Below are 13763 nucleotides of genomic sequence, written 5' to 3'. Positions count from 1 at the left end.
GCGAAGTCCACTTAGCCTGCCTCAGGCAAGCATCCAATGCTGCGGGAGTAATTGCGTGATTTCGCTCGCCCGCTGTGTCGGAAGCCGCATCAGTACATCCTTGAGATAGGCATACGGATCGTGCCCATTCATACGCGCCGACTGGATCAGGCTCATGATTGCCGCCGCCCTTTTTCCACTGCGCAGCGACCCGGCAAATAACCAGTTCGAGCGCCCAAGCGCCCACGGCCGGATCAAATTCTCGATCTGGTTATTGTCGATGGGCACAGCACCATCTTCCAGGTAGCGCGTCAGCGCTACCCAGCGTTTAAGGCTGTAATCCAGGGCCTTGGCCGTGGCCGAACCCTCGGGCACAAGTTCGCGTTGGGCCAACATCCACTCATGCAGTTTTTCAGCGATGGGCACCGCTGTTTCCTGACGTAATCGCCAGCGGGCTTCGTCGCTCATTTCCTTGGCGTGTCGCTCGACTTCATACAACCCGCCAATCGAGTGAAGCGCCTGCTCCGCCAACTGGCTTTTATTGGCTGCATGCAGGTCGAAGAATTTGCGGCGTGCATGGGCCATGCAGCCGATTTCGGTGATGCCCAGCTCGAAGCTGGCCTTGTAGCCGGCGAAGTCATCGCAGACCAGCTTACCGTTCCACGTGCCCAGGAAGTTACGCGCATGTTCGCCGGCACGGCTGGGGCTGAAGTCGTAGACCACGGCCTTTAGGGCCGAGAAAGGCGTGGTGCTATAGGCCCACACGTAAGCGCGGTGGGTTTTCTTTTCGCCTGGTGCGAGCATCTGAACCGGGGTCTCATCGGCGTGGATCACGCCCTGGGCCAACACATGCTCACGCAGCGCATCGACCAGAGGCTGGAGCTGCACACCGGTCTGTCCGATCCATTGCGCCAGTGTCGAACGGGCGATGGGCAGTCCGGCCCGACCAAAAATCTTCTCCTGCCGGTACAGCGGTAAATGGTCGGCGAACTTCGCCACCATCACGTGGGCCAAAAGGCCTGCGGTCGGGATGCCCTTGTCGATCACTTGGGCCGGTACAGGCGCCTGGATCAGTGTTTCACACTGACGGCACGTCCATTTTCCACGCACATGCCGCTCAACTGTGAACACGCCCGGAGTGTAATCGAGCTTCTCGCTGACGTCTTCGCCGATTCGCTGAAGCTGGCAGCCGCACACGCACTGAGTATTCTCTGGTTCGTGACGGATCACGGTTCGCGGAAACTGCGGCGGCAGTGGTGCACGCTTGGGCTTATGACGTGGCTCGGCCGGTGCGGCCGGCGGATTGGCTGCCTTCAGCTCGGCTTCGATAGCTGCGATATCGGTATCGAGCAGATCATCAAGCAGACTGCCTTGGTCGGGGCTCAGTTGCTCGCTGCGCTTGGCGAACTTGTGTCGCTTGAGGATGGCGATTTCATGAGCCAGTTGCTCGTTGACCGTTTCGAGGCGTTGGATTTTCTGGCTCATGGAGTCGACCTGGGACAGCAACTGCATAGCCTGTTCGGCCAAGCCGCGCAGCTGTTCCGGTGTCATCTGGTCGAGATTGGGCGAGGAAGTCATGCCGCTGATTGTGTCAGAGCAGGTCGTCAACAGCGATAAACCGACGGGCTAATGGCAGGGGCTAAAGCACTGTGATCGCGCTGCCTGCGCCGACCCGCTGCCACGGCAAACCCAGTACCAAGGCTTGAAGTTGCTCGTTATCGAGTTCGACTTCCGATCCGTGACGGATGCCGGGCCAATGAAACTTGCCTTGGTTCAATCGTCGCGCTGCCAGCCAAATGCCCACACCGTCATGCACCAAGACTTTCATTCGGTTGGCACGGCGATTAGCGAAGAGGTATGCGCAGTGCGGCTTCGCCACACCGAACACCGCGATCACCCTGGCCAGCGCGGTCTCGGTACCGGCGCGCATGTCCATAGGCTCGGTGGCAAGCCAGATGGCATCGATCCGAATCATTCCAACAGGTCTCGCAGAAAGGTGGCACAGGCGACAGCGCTTTCGGTCGGCCAGTTCACTTTGACGGTGCCACGCGGGTGCTGGATTTCAATGCAGATACTTGATGAAGCTGCCTGCGAATGTCCTCCGGCTAGCGGCAAGGGCACTGGAATGAAAGCAGGTTGCAGCGCCATAGTTTTGTTCGTGAGTACCCTAATCCATTTATGTACGAGGTTCGCGTTAAGGCTGTGCTTCTGCGCGACGCTGGCAATCGATGCGCCGGGCTGGGCGCACTCTTGGACAACTTGGGCCTTGAAGGATTTTGAATAGGAACGGCGTTGTGACTGCATGGAAAGACCCGCTTAAAAGGCTAGAAATGGTGTCCACTTAAATTAGGTGGACACCATCGCCTTTGGCGTCGGGGTCAGGAAGGTGAGTTGGCCGGACGGTTACGCTGAGCTGACGCCATCATGTAGACGGCGTCACTCGAGGATCAGTTGCAGTTCGTCCAGACTGTCTTGGTCTGAAGGAATTTTTCGATGCCTTCAGCGCCATTGTCACGACCATACCCGGACTGCTTGTAGCCACCCCATGGTGCAGCGCAATCGAAGTTTCCGTAAGTATTGATCCACACTGTACCAGCCTGGAGTGCTGCGGCTACCTTATGTGCCTTGCCTACGTCGCGTGTCCACACGCCAGCTGACAGACCAAAGCCGGTGTTGTTCGCTCGGGTGGTGAGCTCGTCAATCGATTCGAATGTTTGAACTACCAGGACGGGGCCGAAAATTTCATCGGCTACCACTTCCTGATTGTCAGACGCATTCAACAGGATCGTTGGCTCAAGGAAGTGGCCATCAGAGAGAGCCCCACCCGCTTTTTTGCCACCCATGACGCATTCGATCCCATCAGCTTTGGCGCGCTCGACAAATCCGCTGACCCTGGCGAACTGATCTGCAGAGATCAGTGGGCCCAGAGAGGTGTCTGGCGAGAGACCGTGGCCAACTTTCAGCCTTGCGGTTTCCCCCATTACCGTTTCCAGGACGCGTTCGTAAACCTTGCGCTCCACCATCAAGCGGGAACCCGCAGCGCAGACTTGGCCTGAGTAGAAGAAGATGGCCATTGCTGCGGTTGCGGCAGCTTGATCGAGATCGGCGTCGGCGAAGATTACGTTCGGGTTCTTGCCCCCAAGCTCCATGGAGACGTGTTTGAGGTCGCTGGCCGCAGTTCGGACAATGTGTTTGCCAACTGCCTCGGAGCCAGTGAAAGCGATTTTCGCGATGCCTGGGTGTTCGACTAGAGCCTGGCCGGCAACCTTGCCAAAGCCTGGGAGGACATTCAGAACTCCAGAAGGCAGACCCGCCTCAATTGCCAGCTTGGCGAGATACAGCGCCGAGAGAGGCGTTTGCTCTGCAGGCTTCAGCACGACAGTGCAACCAGCAGCCAGTGCGGGTGCAAGTTTGAAGCAAGCCTGGCAGAGCGGGAAGTTCCACGGCACGATTGCAGCGATGACCCCGAGAGGCTCTCGGCGAGTGTAGACGTGCATATCTGGCGCGCTCACCGGGATCGTCTGGCCATGGAGCTTCGTCGGCCAGCCGGCGTTGTAGCGAAGCGCCCCGATGGACAGCTCGATGTCCACAGCTCGAATCTGCGCAGCAGGCTTGCCGCTATCCAGGCTCTCAATTTGGGCCAAATCATCGCCGTGCTTTTCTATGAGGTCGGCGAGCCTGCGAATCACAGCCTCACGTTCAGATGGCAGCATTTTCGCCCACGGCCCGACCAGCGCACGGTTGGCAGAAGCGACCGCCACCTCCACATCGGCGATTCCAGCTTCGGACACATTCGCGATCAGCTGACTGGTAGCCGGGTCATACGTTGGGAACACCTTACCTTCGCAAGCTTCTACGAACTGATTGTCGATCATCAGTTTCATTGGTTGCTTCAGAAAGGCCTGAACATTCGCGCTCAGGTGCTTCAAAGGATCCAGTGGTAGATTCATAGCAAGGCCTCGCTCTAGTTATTCTTAAAAGCTTTCGAATTCGCAGGTGTAGATCTGGCAGCCACCGCTGGCGAAGTTCGATACGTCCTCCACGGCTGCAACACCAGCATGGGAGCTCAGCGATGCGTCCATTTCTTCCTGATTACGGAAACTCAGTACCGCAATCGCATGCCAGTCTTTTTGGGCGGTTGCAGTGCTGGTAATGCTGGCTTCGAACTTCGCGAGGTTCGGCATTTGCTTCACGAGCGGCACATGCACTTCCCGGTAGTGACGTTCGAACGCTTGGGTATCCGCAGGAGTTCCGTAAACCACCACCACCTGCTTCATACAGGCGCTCCAGCAGCGGGTACGGCGAACATTTTCCTGCGATGGTAGAGAAGCGGTGTCTGCTGGTTGTTGTGGTCGATGTGGCGGATATGCCCGGTTACGATGAGGTGGTCGCCACCCGGCAGAACCTCTGCTACCTCACAGGCCAGAGCGCATGCTGCATTACAAATCGTGGGAAGGCCGAGCTTTCCGCGCTTCCACTCGATGCCCTCAAACTTGTCGGCGCACTTTCCTGCGAACAGCATCGCCAAATGTTCTTGGCCTTCACCAAGCACATGGATCAGGAAAGGCTTGCCCTGAGTGAGGCATTCGAGGGTTTTGGATTTGCGATCAAAGCAGGCCAGCATCATGGGAGGAGACGCCGACAGGGATGAGACCGCCGAGAGAGTCGCCCCAACAGGGCGGCCCTCATTGTCCCAGGTAGTGATGATCGTGACTGCTGCTGGGAAGTCGGCCATAGCCTCTTTGAAGATCTGCACGTCGATCTCTGGCGCCTCGAGAGGCGCTTTCATCTGCACCTGGCTCATTTGGCACCCCCATTGATGACAGGCATAACTTCACGACCGATCAGCTCGATGGAGCGCATGATGTCTTCGTGAGGGATACCATCGATTCGGAGCAGGATCTCGTCGATGCCCATCTGCTGTAGCTTGCGAATGCGCTTAATGAAGTCGTCTGGATCGCCGACCATCACGGACGGTGTTTCCGAAACGAGGAAGTCCATGTCGCCCTCGTGATCGAGCAGGCGAAGCATTCGACCATCCAGATACTCATACGACCCTTTTTTGCCGAGCGGGGCGTAGAGGTCGATGATGAATTTGAAGTAGCTGGTGGTGACGTCGCGAGCGATATCAATTGCTCGAGCTCGAGTGGTATCGCAGAACGCAGTGGCGACGTAGAGGCCTGCTTGCTCGGTACGGCGCGGTACGGAGCTCTTGTGCGTGGCTAGGCCCGCACGATAGGCGTCGATGCACTCTTGGAGGTAATCGAAGCCGAAGTAGTTTTCGAAACTGAGCACGCCAATCCCACGCTCGCCGGCATTGCTATGCGTCTGCACGCTGGAGGCCGATACGTAGATTGGTGGATGCGGGGTCTGAACCGGGCGTGGAACAATGGTGCGGGGTGGAATACTCCAGATTGGGCCTTCATGCTGCAGCGTTTCGTCTGCGAAGGCTTTGATGAGCACTTCCATACCATCTTCCCACTGCGCACGAGTAGTGCTCGGGTCGACGCCGAAGGCTTCGAGAGTCACCAGGTTGTTCGAACGCGCAGTGGCGATTTCTGCTCGGCCATTGGAGACAATGTCCAAGGTCGAGGTTCGTTCAGCGACGAGGATTGGGTGGTTCCACTGCAGCATCACTGCACACATGGTGCGCAATTTGATGTCCTTGGTCTGTGCGGCGATAGCTGCGTACAGCACCTCAGGCGCGGAGACAGTAAATTTCGGTGGGTTGAAGTGCTGCTCAGAGGTGCCCCAGGCGTAGAAACCGAGCTTATCAGCGAGACAGGCTTCGGCGATCATTTCCTGATAACGCTGCGGAACGCTGACGCCTTGGATGGTTTCGCCTTCTTGCAACAGACTGATCTTCATTTTTTGACTCCCGTTGGGCTATTGTTTTCCGGTTTCCGCAGACTAACCCCGCAAGATTGTCGTTTTCAAGCGTTTTTTGGCGCTCGACTTGCTGTCTTTGGTTTTTTCGGCTGAGCGGTAAGCTCATTGAGTCAATGGCTATCAGGGAGAAGCTGGCCAAGTTTCAGGTGGGAAGATGCGCGGCGTTAGCGCTTGAAGGATTCGCCGGCCTGCGTTCTGCGCCGAGGGCTGATAAGGGACTTGTGTTGCTCGACGAAACTGAAACATCGATACGAGACCGGCCTGCACATGGCATCACATAGAGGATTCGTGATGCAGCCGAAGTCGAAGAACTAGCAGGTCAAGGCCCGAGCGAGCTGCCTTTGATCAACGAGCCGGAGAGCTAACATCACCGACCTTGAACGATGTAGCCATGGAGGCGACTATGGCGGCTAGCTATGGCGAAAGGGAGTGATCGTGAAAAGAGATCTGAGCAAGGTGCTCATGCCTGACCACCCCCTGTACAGCGAGGCTGTGGAAGCGCTGAAGCTGTACCACCAAGCCCAGGCTGAAGGGGTAGTTGGAGCGGAGCTGGAGCGCCTCAAGCTGATGGCCGAACATCGCTTTCAAGCCGTCACTGATTACCAGCTCCAAGCCCTTGGCGGGCCGGCAGCGAAAGGCCATTAGCAACCGGCCTTGGAGATCGGTCGCCAACATGCAAGGTGCAAAACTTGCACTTTGCCTCCTACAATCCACTTGTGACAACAGCTGACAAACCGATAGGTGGACAAGGTGACTCGTTGTGCTCGAACCGATCCGGAAAAAGCTTCTCCTGACGCTTATGATCAAAAGATGGCTCGCCGTCGCCCTGTATTCTTGAATCAGGAAACGCTTGATAGCGTTGCTCGCGAGCATCAGCTTCATCTGCAAAAGCTGAGTGAAGAACTTCAGCTTGAGGCGCGCTCGAAGGCCAGTAAACCCCATGAAGCCTAGCGATGCGATCCGTGGCAAAGAAGGAGCCATAAAGCGCCTGGTCGAATCCTACGGCTTCGTATCCCCACAGCTGTTTGGCTCGACTGTGCGAGGTGATGATCAAGAAGGTAGCGACCTCGACATCCTCGCCACCATTCCCTCCAGCAAGACCGGCACAATCTCGCTTTTCGACATCGCCGACCTTGAAGATGAGCTCCAGGTACTGATCGGCGTACCAGTGGATTTCAACATCGGCAACAACATGCCCGAACACTTCTGGCAGGAGATCGAGAGCAAGATGATCGAGCTCTAGCTACCACGCCTATTCGGAAAGGTCAGATGGCCGCGTGAGATGTTTTTGATAACAGAAGGAGGGGCGAGACGTGGTGACTCATCACCAGCTGCGCAGCCTGGAAATCGCGAAGCGCAGAGCCTTGTGGGCGCTTGCTGATCTGCAGCCTGGAGACTCTCGCGCTGAACTCCCGCTGTTGGAGATCGATGAGGTTGACCAGGCCCTGAAGGCATTAATGAGCGGTAATGAGCTCTCGAGCCAGGAGCTCGTCGATTCCATCACAACGCAGTCCCATAACGGCGTTCGCCTGGTTATTGAAGACAGCATTCCCGAGCCTTGGCGGCAGCGATTTGCGGCTGCGAGCATTGGCTCTACCCGCGTGGCTGCAGGGCCGTACTTCCACGATTTCGAGAAATTCGTTCTGACCTGGGGCGCTGAAATGGCGCACTTGGAAGCACACCGTGCGAGCCGGCAGGGCTCGAAGTGAAGAGGACGATCTTGGGAATGGCTGAGGCAGGAGAGCTGCTATTGCAGCAAACTCTCCAAGCGATACGTGCCCATCACCAAGCCGTGGACGAGGGGAAACCAGCCGACGAGGTAGAAAGGCTCCGCCTGGAGGCTGATCACCTGTACCAGACCGTCATCGACTACCAATTGCACAAGGCCGGCACGCTTGGGCAGTCAGTCCACTGATAGATGGATTCACCTCTAGGCGCGCGGCTCTTTTCAGTCGGCTTGATCCTGTCCCCATCCTTGACTATGTAGTCCAACGCGGTGGTACGTGAACGATGTCCTGTCATCTCGGAATGCCAATCTTGAACACGGTGTGTCGAATCTGGGTAGCCGTTACACGCTCAAGCTTGACGTCTGCTTTGTGGGCCAAGGCGGTCAGCATTCAGCTCAGAGCTGTCGGTGGCATAGGGCGCTTTCGATCTTTGTGAGAGTGGAAGAGTAGGTCTCCTTCGGAGAGCTTACTGGCCCGCGCATACTTGGCGATCACGCCTTGGCAGCTTTCAGGTAGAGGAATGGACTCATCGTGACGTGTCTTTTGCTCCTGGAAAACAGCCTGGTTGCCAACCCATCGCATAAAAACTAGCTCCTATAGCTTCGGCTCAATCAATGCACTCTCCTTCGACGGTTGGTAATTATGTTGGTCGCCCCTGAAACGTAGTGTAATCTGACCCTTTTATAAAATGGAGCACAAAAATGCTTGAACCGCTTTTTAAAGCCCTGCATCACTACAACGACGAGTATCGTGAGCTAATCAATGAAAAGGCAATGCGGCATACGCCAGCACGTGGCGACTTTGTAGATTTTATCCAGTCGTCACTAAAGCTTACAAAACCGGAAGACTGGGGATTTATATGCTCATCCATGGATATAATAAATGACAGCCTGCTAGGGATTGAGCACTTCTGTAAGTATGGCGTTGATGGGCCGACAAAATATGATGATTTCGGCGAAAAATACATCAGGCTTTATGGTGTATTGAATGCAACATATATACAGCAGCAAGCTTTGCTTAATCTCCACAGAATCGCGAATGTGCCTAACATCCGAGAGTTGGAAGGAAGGGTTGCAGCCTTGAAGGTGCGAGAGGCTAGAAACAAACTTGGAGCGCACAGCGTCGACTATTCAAATAGAGAGTCTGGTCAAACTGAAAGCTTCGTTCCGGTTCGTATTACTTTATCAGGAATGCGATGCGACTACTATAACAACACAACCTTGGAGCATACAGAGGTTGATTTAATAGACGCATTGCGCGAGCACTTAACGTTGATGTGTGATATATATGATGGCACATATAGGAAATCGGTGCGGACAATTTATAAATCAAATCAAAACAAGCAGGAAGAACTGCTGGAAAAAATTGACGATGCCCTGATCTTTAGAGATGGAGGCACCGTCTTGAGGAATGAATCAGGCATCAAGGTATTCGTAACATCCTACGAACCAGAACCAGAACCAGAACCAGAACCAGAAAAATAGAAAATCGATCACTCTGGCTTTAAGGAGCTGAGTGATCCGAATCTATCCAGAAGCTCATTCGCCTCTTTGTCGCGGGAAGAATCTTTGGTCGCCTGAAGAAATCCAATCAGGATACCTAAAGCTGCTGATGCAGCCAGGTTAGCCGACAGAGCGACTTCCGCTTTCTTGCCTGGCCCAAATTTGTAGCCGCTCCAGCTATTAGTTTCCTTATTTGACACAATGTAGCGCTTAAGCGAAGAAGCTGAATAATGCATCGCATCATCAGAAAGATGCTTATAAAATAAGTATTGATGCCCAAGCGAAGACATCTCTGCAACTTCTTGCCAGTTCAAGTGGCGGCCTTTATCGCCAGCCAAGATCTCGTCCATGGCCGCAGCAACGTCTTGATCTAGAGAGTAGTTACCTTGCTTCAAGGCTTTGGCTTGGCCGCGCTTGGCAGCAACGTTATCTTTATGGAGCAAGGGGATAAATTTCTCAGGACTTTCTGCTAACGCACCCACGCAAAATGCATTTTCAAAAAGGCATCGTATCAAAATCCTGGCTTCAACAATCATACCTCGCTCGAGGTTTATGAAAACCGATTGAAAATTACTTAAAGACCGCAAAGCCGAAAACATGGCTAGAACTTCTAAGTCCATGGTTCTACCGTGATGCTTTTCAAAGCCAGACACTACAGCTGCCTGCAGAAGTTTATTTATATCCCTCAGCAGTGTAAACCACTCTTCGTTTTCTGAAGTTATGCGTGCGATTGTTTCATCAATGTTTCTGGATATAAAGCCTTGCTCGAAGAAACTTTCGTTCAAAATCGATTGGTCTGTCATTCAAAACATCCTGTAATTGTGATGTGCTCAGAGGTAAACTCTGTCATCGAAGAACTGCTATTGCAGCAGGCCTCCGAGAACGGATGGGGAAGCATCACCGACGGTAAGTGCGAGGACGAGGTCGTTGATGTGAAGCAATTCAACACGAAGGTTGGTGCATCCTGCAACTGATAGGCATCGTTCTACGTGTTTGGTGGACGCTCGACACGCAGAACGCTTTAGGAGGAGCCCTTTCGTTGGCCAGTTCCCCATTTGCCCGACTCCCAGGCAATGAAAAAGCCCTGACCATTTTCAATGTGATTGGCGATCTCATACTCTCGCCAGTCCTGCATCGCCAGGCCATCAATTTCCTGTGGCTCATGCTCGAGTAGCCAAGCCACCGTGTTGATGAGCTGACCATGCGAAAACACGGCTATGTCAGTAGCTGGATGTTTACCAAGTCGGTGAAGGAATGACCGCGCTCTACCTACCAGTTCCTGGAACGACTCTGCGCCCTCACCATCACGGTAGGCGGGGTCTGCTCTTTGCCAGTACGCCTCAACCCAACCACGCCGTTGCGCCAGGGTTGTATCAACACAACGTGCCGGCGCTAGGTACGTGTATTCCTGAATCGGCCAGGTTTCGAAAGCGACAGCAGGGTATCGGGCTGCCGTCACCTGCGCGGTTGCCTGGGCGCGAAGGAACGGCGAAGCAACGATTAGGCCTGGGGCGTTCGTGAAAGACCGGGCGACCATATGGGCTTGCTCCAGCCCTTTTGCTGTGAGGGGGATACTCGCGTGATCCTTGGTGGGCCGGCCTGCGTTCGCAGCACTCTCGCCGTGGCGTACCATCCTCACATTCTTCATCGACTATCTTTCCCTGGTTACGGATTCTGGATCGCACAATGCTGGCACTGAACAGTGCGGGATAGCCATGGTGAAGGGATGTCGATGTATCCTAGCCTCAACCAATCTGCCTGAGATCCTTCGGAATGACTCGACAAAGCTGCCCAGAGCCAACGAAGACTGCTTCGAACTCCTACGAACGCAAGATGGTTCGTCAACGCCCACGGTTTCTAAACCAGGAGACGTTGGACAAGGTTGTCCGGGAGCATCACGCCCACCTGATTGAGCTCGCGAACCGCACACCCGAGAAAGCGGGATCGTCCCGGCAAAATTGGAGAGGGTAATGAAGAAAGATCTCAGCAAAGTGTTGCTGCCTGATGACCCTCTGTACAGCCAGGCCATCGAGGCACTGAAGCGGTATCACCAGGCCCAGGCTGACGGAGTCGTGGGGGCTGAGCTGGAGCTTCTCAGGATGCTGGCAGAGCATGGTTTTCAAGTAGTGACGGATTACCAGCTGCGGGCCTTTGGGCAGTTGACTGAAAAAGACCATTGAGCCGCTGGCCCGACCACGTCCCACCTATCAGCGATTCAAGGCTTCCTGCACGGCGTCGACCATACCTATCCAGTGACGGCCATTGTCGCGAGGGCTGAAGCCCAGCCTCTCGGCGAAAGCTGATGCGTTGGCATTGGCTGACTCGATAGCGAGGTAGCGATAGCCGAATGTTGGAGCCAGCTCCACCAGGCGCTGCACTAGCGCTCGACCATGTCCAGCACGTTCCTTCGTGAAGCCGATCCGAGCCAGGACAAGGCACTCCCTTGGCCAGTAGTCATTTGGCTTCACAAACATGCGGATGTAGATGTCGAACTGCGTGCTCAGGGCTGACACGGTCGCGAAGGTTCGCCAGACCCGCTGTTGGACATACCTGGGCTTATACGTGAACCGCTCCAGGATGAACTCCGCTACATGAGGCTTGAGCTCCTCACAGCGTTCTTCGGCAAAGGCGCGCCATTCTTCTTCACTGGCCCCGAGCGGAGGAAGGGTGGGCATCGTTCTGATCTCGGTCACCGGCTGGAAAATCGAGTGTAGATGCCTTTCAGGAGCTAGCTGTAGCAAACACGGCTAATGCCGGCTCCTGCGAATCTCACATCTTCAAAGAAGCCGCTCCTCAACACGATTTTTTGTGCCCACGATTCAGCCCTTCCTAGAAGGGTAGGTCTTCGCCCTCCGCGAGCTCGAAGACTACTGGTGGCTTCGGTGCTAAGGCTTTGTGAATGCCTAAGAGCCGCTCGACCATTCAGGTTGATGGCTCATATCAGAATCGCAAGCCGAGCACGCAGAGCCAGACGCTGAGGATGGAAGCGCTCGGGCCGCAACCTGGCTCTGATAAGAGGTCGGTTCACGACAGCCCCACCCGAAGGTGAAAAGCAAAAAAGGAATGCTCGATATAATGCCCCCATTTGGGAACATCAAAGCCCTTTTATCCTCATAATGTTCCCAAAAGCGGACATTACGAGAGACGTTGATTTTTAACATTCAAGATCCGGCATTCGCACTACACCGACTGCCGACCTACACTGAGGTTTTTACCTAAACCACAGGTAGCAACCATGTTGACTCTGGGCGGAATTCAACTACGGGGTTTTTTCAGCATTCAAACCGAGGTAGCGGAAAATCTTCCCATTCTTCGCCATTCCGATGATATCGATATTAAACGAAGCATGCTTCAAGTCTTGCAAATGTTCGATGCATATATGACCCTTACCGGCTTCCACCCACATACTATGTGCCTTGACGACTATGCAGGATTTAGAGGCTTTCTATATAAAGTACTACAACTCACTGAAGATGATACAAAGCCCTTAACTTGGCAGCTACTTCAAGACTTTGTTATTGTGGGTTTTCTGGACGAAAAGCAAGCCAACTTAGTTTTAAACATGTCTCAAGCTGAATGCAATGAAAAATATCAAGAGCGAGAGCCTGCCAAATGCCGCTTCCTGCATTACCAATCGCTTTTCCCAACCTCGGATTCGAACGGTTTTGTGTATGTAGATTTCGACTCTATAACGCACCTACTCAGTAAGTCGTCTTTCGATTGTCTAGGTAGGTTGCTTACTGAATACCTTGCGCCGCTTCCTACAGTGCAGGCGGAGATAGATGCCCCACTCATCATTGCCATAGCACAAGGCCTACTTTATCAAAACCCAGGCGTAGACTTGGGTGATATCCACCTTGGCGTTACTAATTCTGCCGACTTCATTGGAGCCGTCCGCACCCATGCTGAATGGCGAATGCACAACGCAGGTTTCTTTCGGGGAGACGTCGCCGAGAACTGGAAGTACCTGTCCGCAGTGCTTACGAATTTTTTCGTAGCCAATAATATCCTACGCCTCAACAAGGATGGCCGCAAAATGCTAAGGCCCTACTGATTCAACGCTGCAATGCAATTTTGCGTTTAGCATCGACTGCTCTGAACAAATATTCGATGGCGTTGCTTTGGAGGCGCAGAGCTTCACGGCACCGCTCTTCGTCGCGATCTGAGCTAGCCGACAATGCCTCAGCCTGCAAGTAATTGATCTCAAACTTGAGGTGGGCAATCATTTTATTAACGAGACACTCGCGCATACTACACCCCTTAATGGTAATTGGTTTACGTCACCCAGTTGCAATGTAATGTGAATCTAACAATGCAGTGTAGCTGCTGTAGACGATTGCGCTCGGCTTTTAGTGATCTCGCCGAAAAAGCTATAGGCCAGGTGCTCCAGCATGTCAGCAGCGCGATGTGCTGAGCCCCACCTCTCCTGCCGGTAGCTGCCCTCTGTAGCTTCCCTGGTAAAGCGAACGGCTGCCCTTGACTCAAGCCGCCCCGTGCTCTGCTGAACCTCGAACGCAGCCCTCAGGAGGGTTCCAAGGCCGGATATCCGCGCACGCAGACCCTGGTCTCAAAGGCTGCAGGATCCTGCCTATGCCGAGGGTTCGGGGCGGGAGCGCCCTTGTGGAGCGGTAAGCGAAATCTGTAATATCACGTTGCTGGCACTCAC

At 54.3% G+C, this 13763-nt stretch carries 18 protein-coding genes; 7 read left to right on the top strand and 11 right to left on the bottom strand.

Annotation, left to right across the window (positions count from 1 at the left end):
• Window positions 1-21: 21 nt before the first annotated feature.
• The 7 genes from tnpC to GYA95_RS26390 all read right to left on the bottom strand — a co-directional run bounded on the left by tnpC (window position 22) and on the right by GYA95_RS26390 (window position 5847).
• Window positions 22-1557, bottom strand: a complete 1536-nt coding sequence (tnpC, locus tag GYA95_RS26420) for an IS66 family transposase (protein ID WP_009684098.1) — start codon at window positions 1555-1557, stop codon at window positions 22-24.
• 61 nt (window positions 1558-1618) lie between these two features.
• Window positions 1619-1954 carry an IS66 family insertion sequence element accessory protein TnpB gene (gene tnpB / locus GYA95_RS28100; protein ID WP_009684097.1) on the bottom strand — a complete coding sequence of 112 codons (336 nt, stop codon included), beginning with the start codon at window positions 1952-1954 and terminating at the stop codon, window positions 1619-1621.
• Complete coding sequence (tnpA, locus tag GYA95_RS26410; RefSeq protein WP_009684096.1) at window positions 1951-2283, bottom strand: IS66-like element accessory protein TnpA; 333 nt, start codon at window positions 2281-2283, stop codon at window positions 1951-1953. The genes tnpB and tnpA overlap by 4 nt, the downstream gene beginning before the upstream one ends.
• Window positions 2284-2426: 143 nt before the next feature.
• A complete protein-coding gene (locus GYA95_RS26405) occupies window positions 2427-3929 on the bottom strand; it encodes an aldehyde dehydrogenase family protein (RefSeq protein WP_054572132.1) in 1503 nt (500 codons plus the stop codon).
• 24 nt (window positions 3930-3953) lie between these two features.
• The gene (locus GYA95_RS26400; RefSeq protein WP_054572133.1) at window positions 3954-4256 is read right to left on the bottom strand and encodes an EthD family reductase; all 303 of its coding nucleotides are present in this window, start codon (window positions 4254-4256) and stop codon (window positions 3954-3956) included.
• Entirely contained in the window at window positions 4253-4783 is a 531-nt protein-coding gene (locus GYA95_RS26395) for a flavin reductase family protein (protein WP_054572134.1), read from the bottom strand. The genes GYA95_RS26400 and GYA95_RS26395 overlap by 4 nt, the downstream gene beginning before the upstream one ends.
• Entirely contained in the window at window positions 4780-5847 is a 1068-nt protein-coding gene (locus GYA95_RS26390; protein ID WP_054572135.1) for an LLM class flavin-dependent oxidoreductase, read from the bottom strand. Before GYA95_RS26390 ends, GYA95_RS26395 begins: the two co-directional genes overlap by 4 nt.
• Window positions 5848-6303: 456 nt before the next feature.
• On the opposite strand from GYA95_RS26390, the gene GYA95_RS26385 reads away from it, so the two are divergent.
• The 5 genes from GYA95_RS26385 to GYA95_RS26370 all read left to right on the top strand — a co-directional run bounded on the left by GYA95_RS26385 (window position 6304) and on the right by GYA95_RS26370 (window position 9079).
• On the top strand, window positions 6304-6513 hold the full coding sequence (locus tag GYA95_RS26385) for a hypothetical protein (protein ID WP_075047053.1): 210 nt from the start codon (window positions 6304-6306) through the stop codon (window positions 6511-6513).
• A gap of 96 nt (window positions 6514-6609) precedes the next feature.
• Window positions 6610-6819 (top strand): hypothetical protein, encoded by a 210-nt coding sequence (locus tag GYA95_RS27725; protein ID WP_131812214.1) that lies wholly within the window; start codon window positions 6610-6612, stop codon window positions 6817-6819.
• Entirely contained in the window at window positions 6809-7111 is a 303-nt protein-coding gene (locus tag GYA95_RS26380; RefSeq protein WP_054572137.1) for a nucleotidyltransferase family protein, read from the top strand. Before GYA95_RS27725 ends, GYA95_RS26380 begins: the two co-directional genes overlap by 11 nt.
• Window positions 7112-7181: 70 nt before the next feature.
• Window positions 7182-7577 carry a hypothetical protein gene (locus GYA95_RS26375; RefSeq protein ID WP_054572138.1) on the top strand — a complete coding sequence of 132 codons (396 nt, stop codon included), beginning with the start codon at window positions 7182-7184 and terminating at the stop codon, window positions 7575-7577.
• Window positions 7578-8296: 719 nt separating this feature from the next.
• Window positions 8297-9079, top strand: coding sequence for a hypothetical protein (locus GYA95_RS26370; protein WP_054572140.1), 783 nt, complete (start codon window positions 8297-8299; stop codon window positions 9077-9079).
• 8 nt (window positions 9080-9087) lie between these two features.
• On the opposite strand, the gene GYA95_RS26365 is transcribed toward GYA95_RS26370, so the two are convergent.
• Together GYA95_RS26365 and GYA95_RS26360 are read right to left on the bottom strand one after the other, a co-directional pair.
• Window positions 9088-9900: a DUF5677 domain-containing protein gene (locus GYA95_RS26365; RefSeq protein WP_061202557.1), complete on the bottom strand. Its 813-nt coding sequence runs from the start codon at window positions 9898-9900 to the stop codon at window positions 9088-9090.
• 218 nt (window positions 9901-10118) lie between these two features.
• Window positions 10119-10745 carry a histidine phosphatase family protein gene (locus GYA95_RS26360; RefSeq protein ID WP_054572142.1) on the bottom strand — a complete coding sequence of 209 codons (627 nt, stop codon included), beginning with the start codon at window positions 10743-10745 and terminating at the stop codon, window positions 10119-10121.
• A 322-nt stretch (window positions 10746-11067) separates the two neighbouring features.
• Here GYA95_RS26360 and GYA95_RS26355 point away from each other — a divergent pair, with 322 nt between their 5' ends.
• Window positions 11068-11277 (top strand): hypothetical protein, encoded by a 210-nt coding sequence (locus tag GYA95_RS26355; protein ID WP_054572143.1) that lies wholly within the window; start codon window positions 11068-11070, stop codon window positions 11275-11277.
• Window positions 11278-11304: 27 nt separating this feature from the next.
• On the opposite strand, the gene GYA95_RS26350 is transcribed toward GYA95_RS26355, so the two are convergent.
• Window positions 11305-11772 carry a GNAT family N-acetyltransferase gene (locus GYA95_RS26350; protein ID WP_125920375.1) on the bottom strand — a complete coding sequence of 156 codons (468 nt, stop codon included), beginning with the start codon at window positions 11770-11772 and terminating at the stop codon, window positions 11305-11307.
• A gap of 560 nt (window positions 11773-12332) precedes the next feature.
• Between GYA95_RS26350 and GYA95_RS26345 the strand changes: the two genes are divergently transcribed.
• Window positions 12333-13151: a hypothetical protein gene (locus GYA95_RS26345; RefSeq protein ID WP_054572145.1), complete on the top strand. Its 819-nt coding sequence runs from the start codon at window positions 12333-12335 to the stop codon at window positions 13149-13151.
• A gap of 1 nt (window position 13152) precedes the next feature.
• Here the strand turns inward: GYA95_RS26345 and GYA95_RS26340 are convergent, their stop codons facing one another.
• Complete coding sequence (locus GYA95_RS26340; protein ID WP_054572146.1) at window positions 13153-13347, bottom strand: hypothetical protein; 195 nt, start codon at window positions 13345-13347, stop codon at window positions 13153-13155.
• Window positions 13348-13763: the final 416 nt, after the last annotated feature.

The sequence above is a fragment of the Pseudomonas asiatica genome, from assembly GCF_009932335.1.
Taxonomy (GTDB): domain Bacteria; phylum Pseudomonadota; class Gammaproteobacteria; order Pseudomonadales; family Pseudomonadaceae; genus Aquipseudomonas; species Aquipseudomonas asiatica.
This window is presented reverse-complemented; position numbering and strand designations above follow the sequence as displayed.

What these genes read in the sequence shown, in the direction of transcription:
- tnpC (WP_009684098.1), bottom strand. Translation starts at nt 1,557, where the DNA reads ATGACTTCCTCGCCCAATCTCGACCAGATGACACCGGAACAGCTGCGC.
- tnpB (WP_009684097.1), bottom strand. Translation starts at nt 1,954, where the DNA reads ATGATTCGGATCGATGCCATCTGGCTTGCCACCGAGCCTATGGACATG.
- tnpA (WP_009684096.1), bottom strand. Translation starts at nt 2,283, where the DNA reads ATGCAGTCACAACGCCGTTCCTATTCAAAATCCTTCAAGGCCCAAGTT.
- GYA95_RS26405 (WP_054572132.1), bottom strand. Translation starts at nt 3,929, where the DNA reads ATGAATCTACCACTGGATCCTTTGAAGCACCTGAGCGCGAATGTTCAG.
- GYA95_RS26400 (WP_054572133.1), bottom strand. Translation starts at nt 4,256, where the DNA reads ATGAAGCAGGTGGTGGTGGTTTACGGAACTCCTGCGGATACCCAAGCG.
- GYA95_RS26395 (WP_054572134.1), bottom strand. Translation starts at nt 4,783, where the DNA reads ATGAGCCAGGTGCAGATGAAAGCGCCTCTCGAGGCGCCAGAGATCGAC.
- GYA95_RS26390 (WP_054572135.1), bottom strand. Translation starts at nt 5,847, where the DNA reads ATGAAGATCAGTCTGTTGCAAGAAGGCGAAACCATCCAAGGCGTCAGC.
- GYA95_RS26380 (WP_054572137.1), top strand. Translation starts at nt 6,809, where the DNA reads ATGAAGCCTAGCGATGCGATCCGTGGCAAAGAAGGAGCCATAAAGCGC.
- GYA95_RS26370 (WP_054572140.1), top strand. Translation starts at nt 8,297, where the DNA reads ATGCTTGAACCGCTTTTTAAAGCCCTGCATCACTACAACGACGAGTAT.
- GYA95_RS26365 (WP_061202557.1), bottom strand. Translation starts at nt 9,900, where the DNA reads ATGACAGACCAATCGATTTTGAACGAAAGTTTCTTCGAGCAAGGCTTT.
- GYA95_RS26360 (WP_054572142.1), bottom strand. Translation starts at nt 10,745, where the DNA reads ATGAAGAATGTGAGGATGGTACGCCACGGCGAGAGTGCTGCGAACGCA.
- GYA95_RS26355 (WP_054572143.1), top strand. Translation starts at nt 11,068, where the DNA reads ATGAAGAAAGATCTCAGCAAAGTGTTGCTGCCTGATGACCCTCTGTAC.
- GYA95_RS26350 (WP_125920375.1), bottom strand. Translation starts at nt 11,772, where the DNA reads ATGCCCACCCTTCCTCCGCTCGGGGCCAGTGAAGAAGAATGGCGCGCC.
- GYA95_RS26345 (WP_054572145.1), top strand. Translation starts at nt 12,333, where the DNA reads ATGTTGACTCTGGGCGGAATTCAACTACGGGGTTTTTTCAGCATTCAA.
- GYA95_RS26340 (WP_054572146.1), bottom strand. Translation starts at nt 13,347, where the DNA reads ATGCGCGAGTGTCTCGTTAATAAAATGATTGCCCACCTCAAGTTTGAG.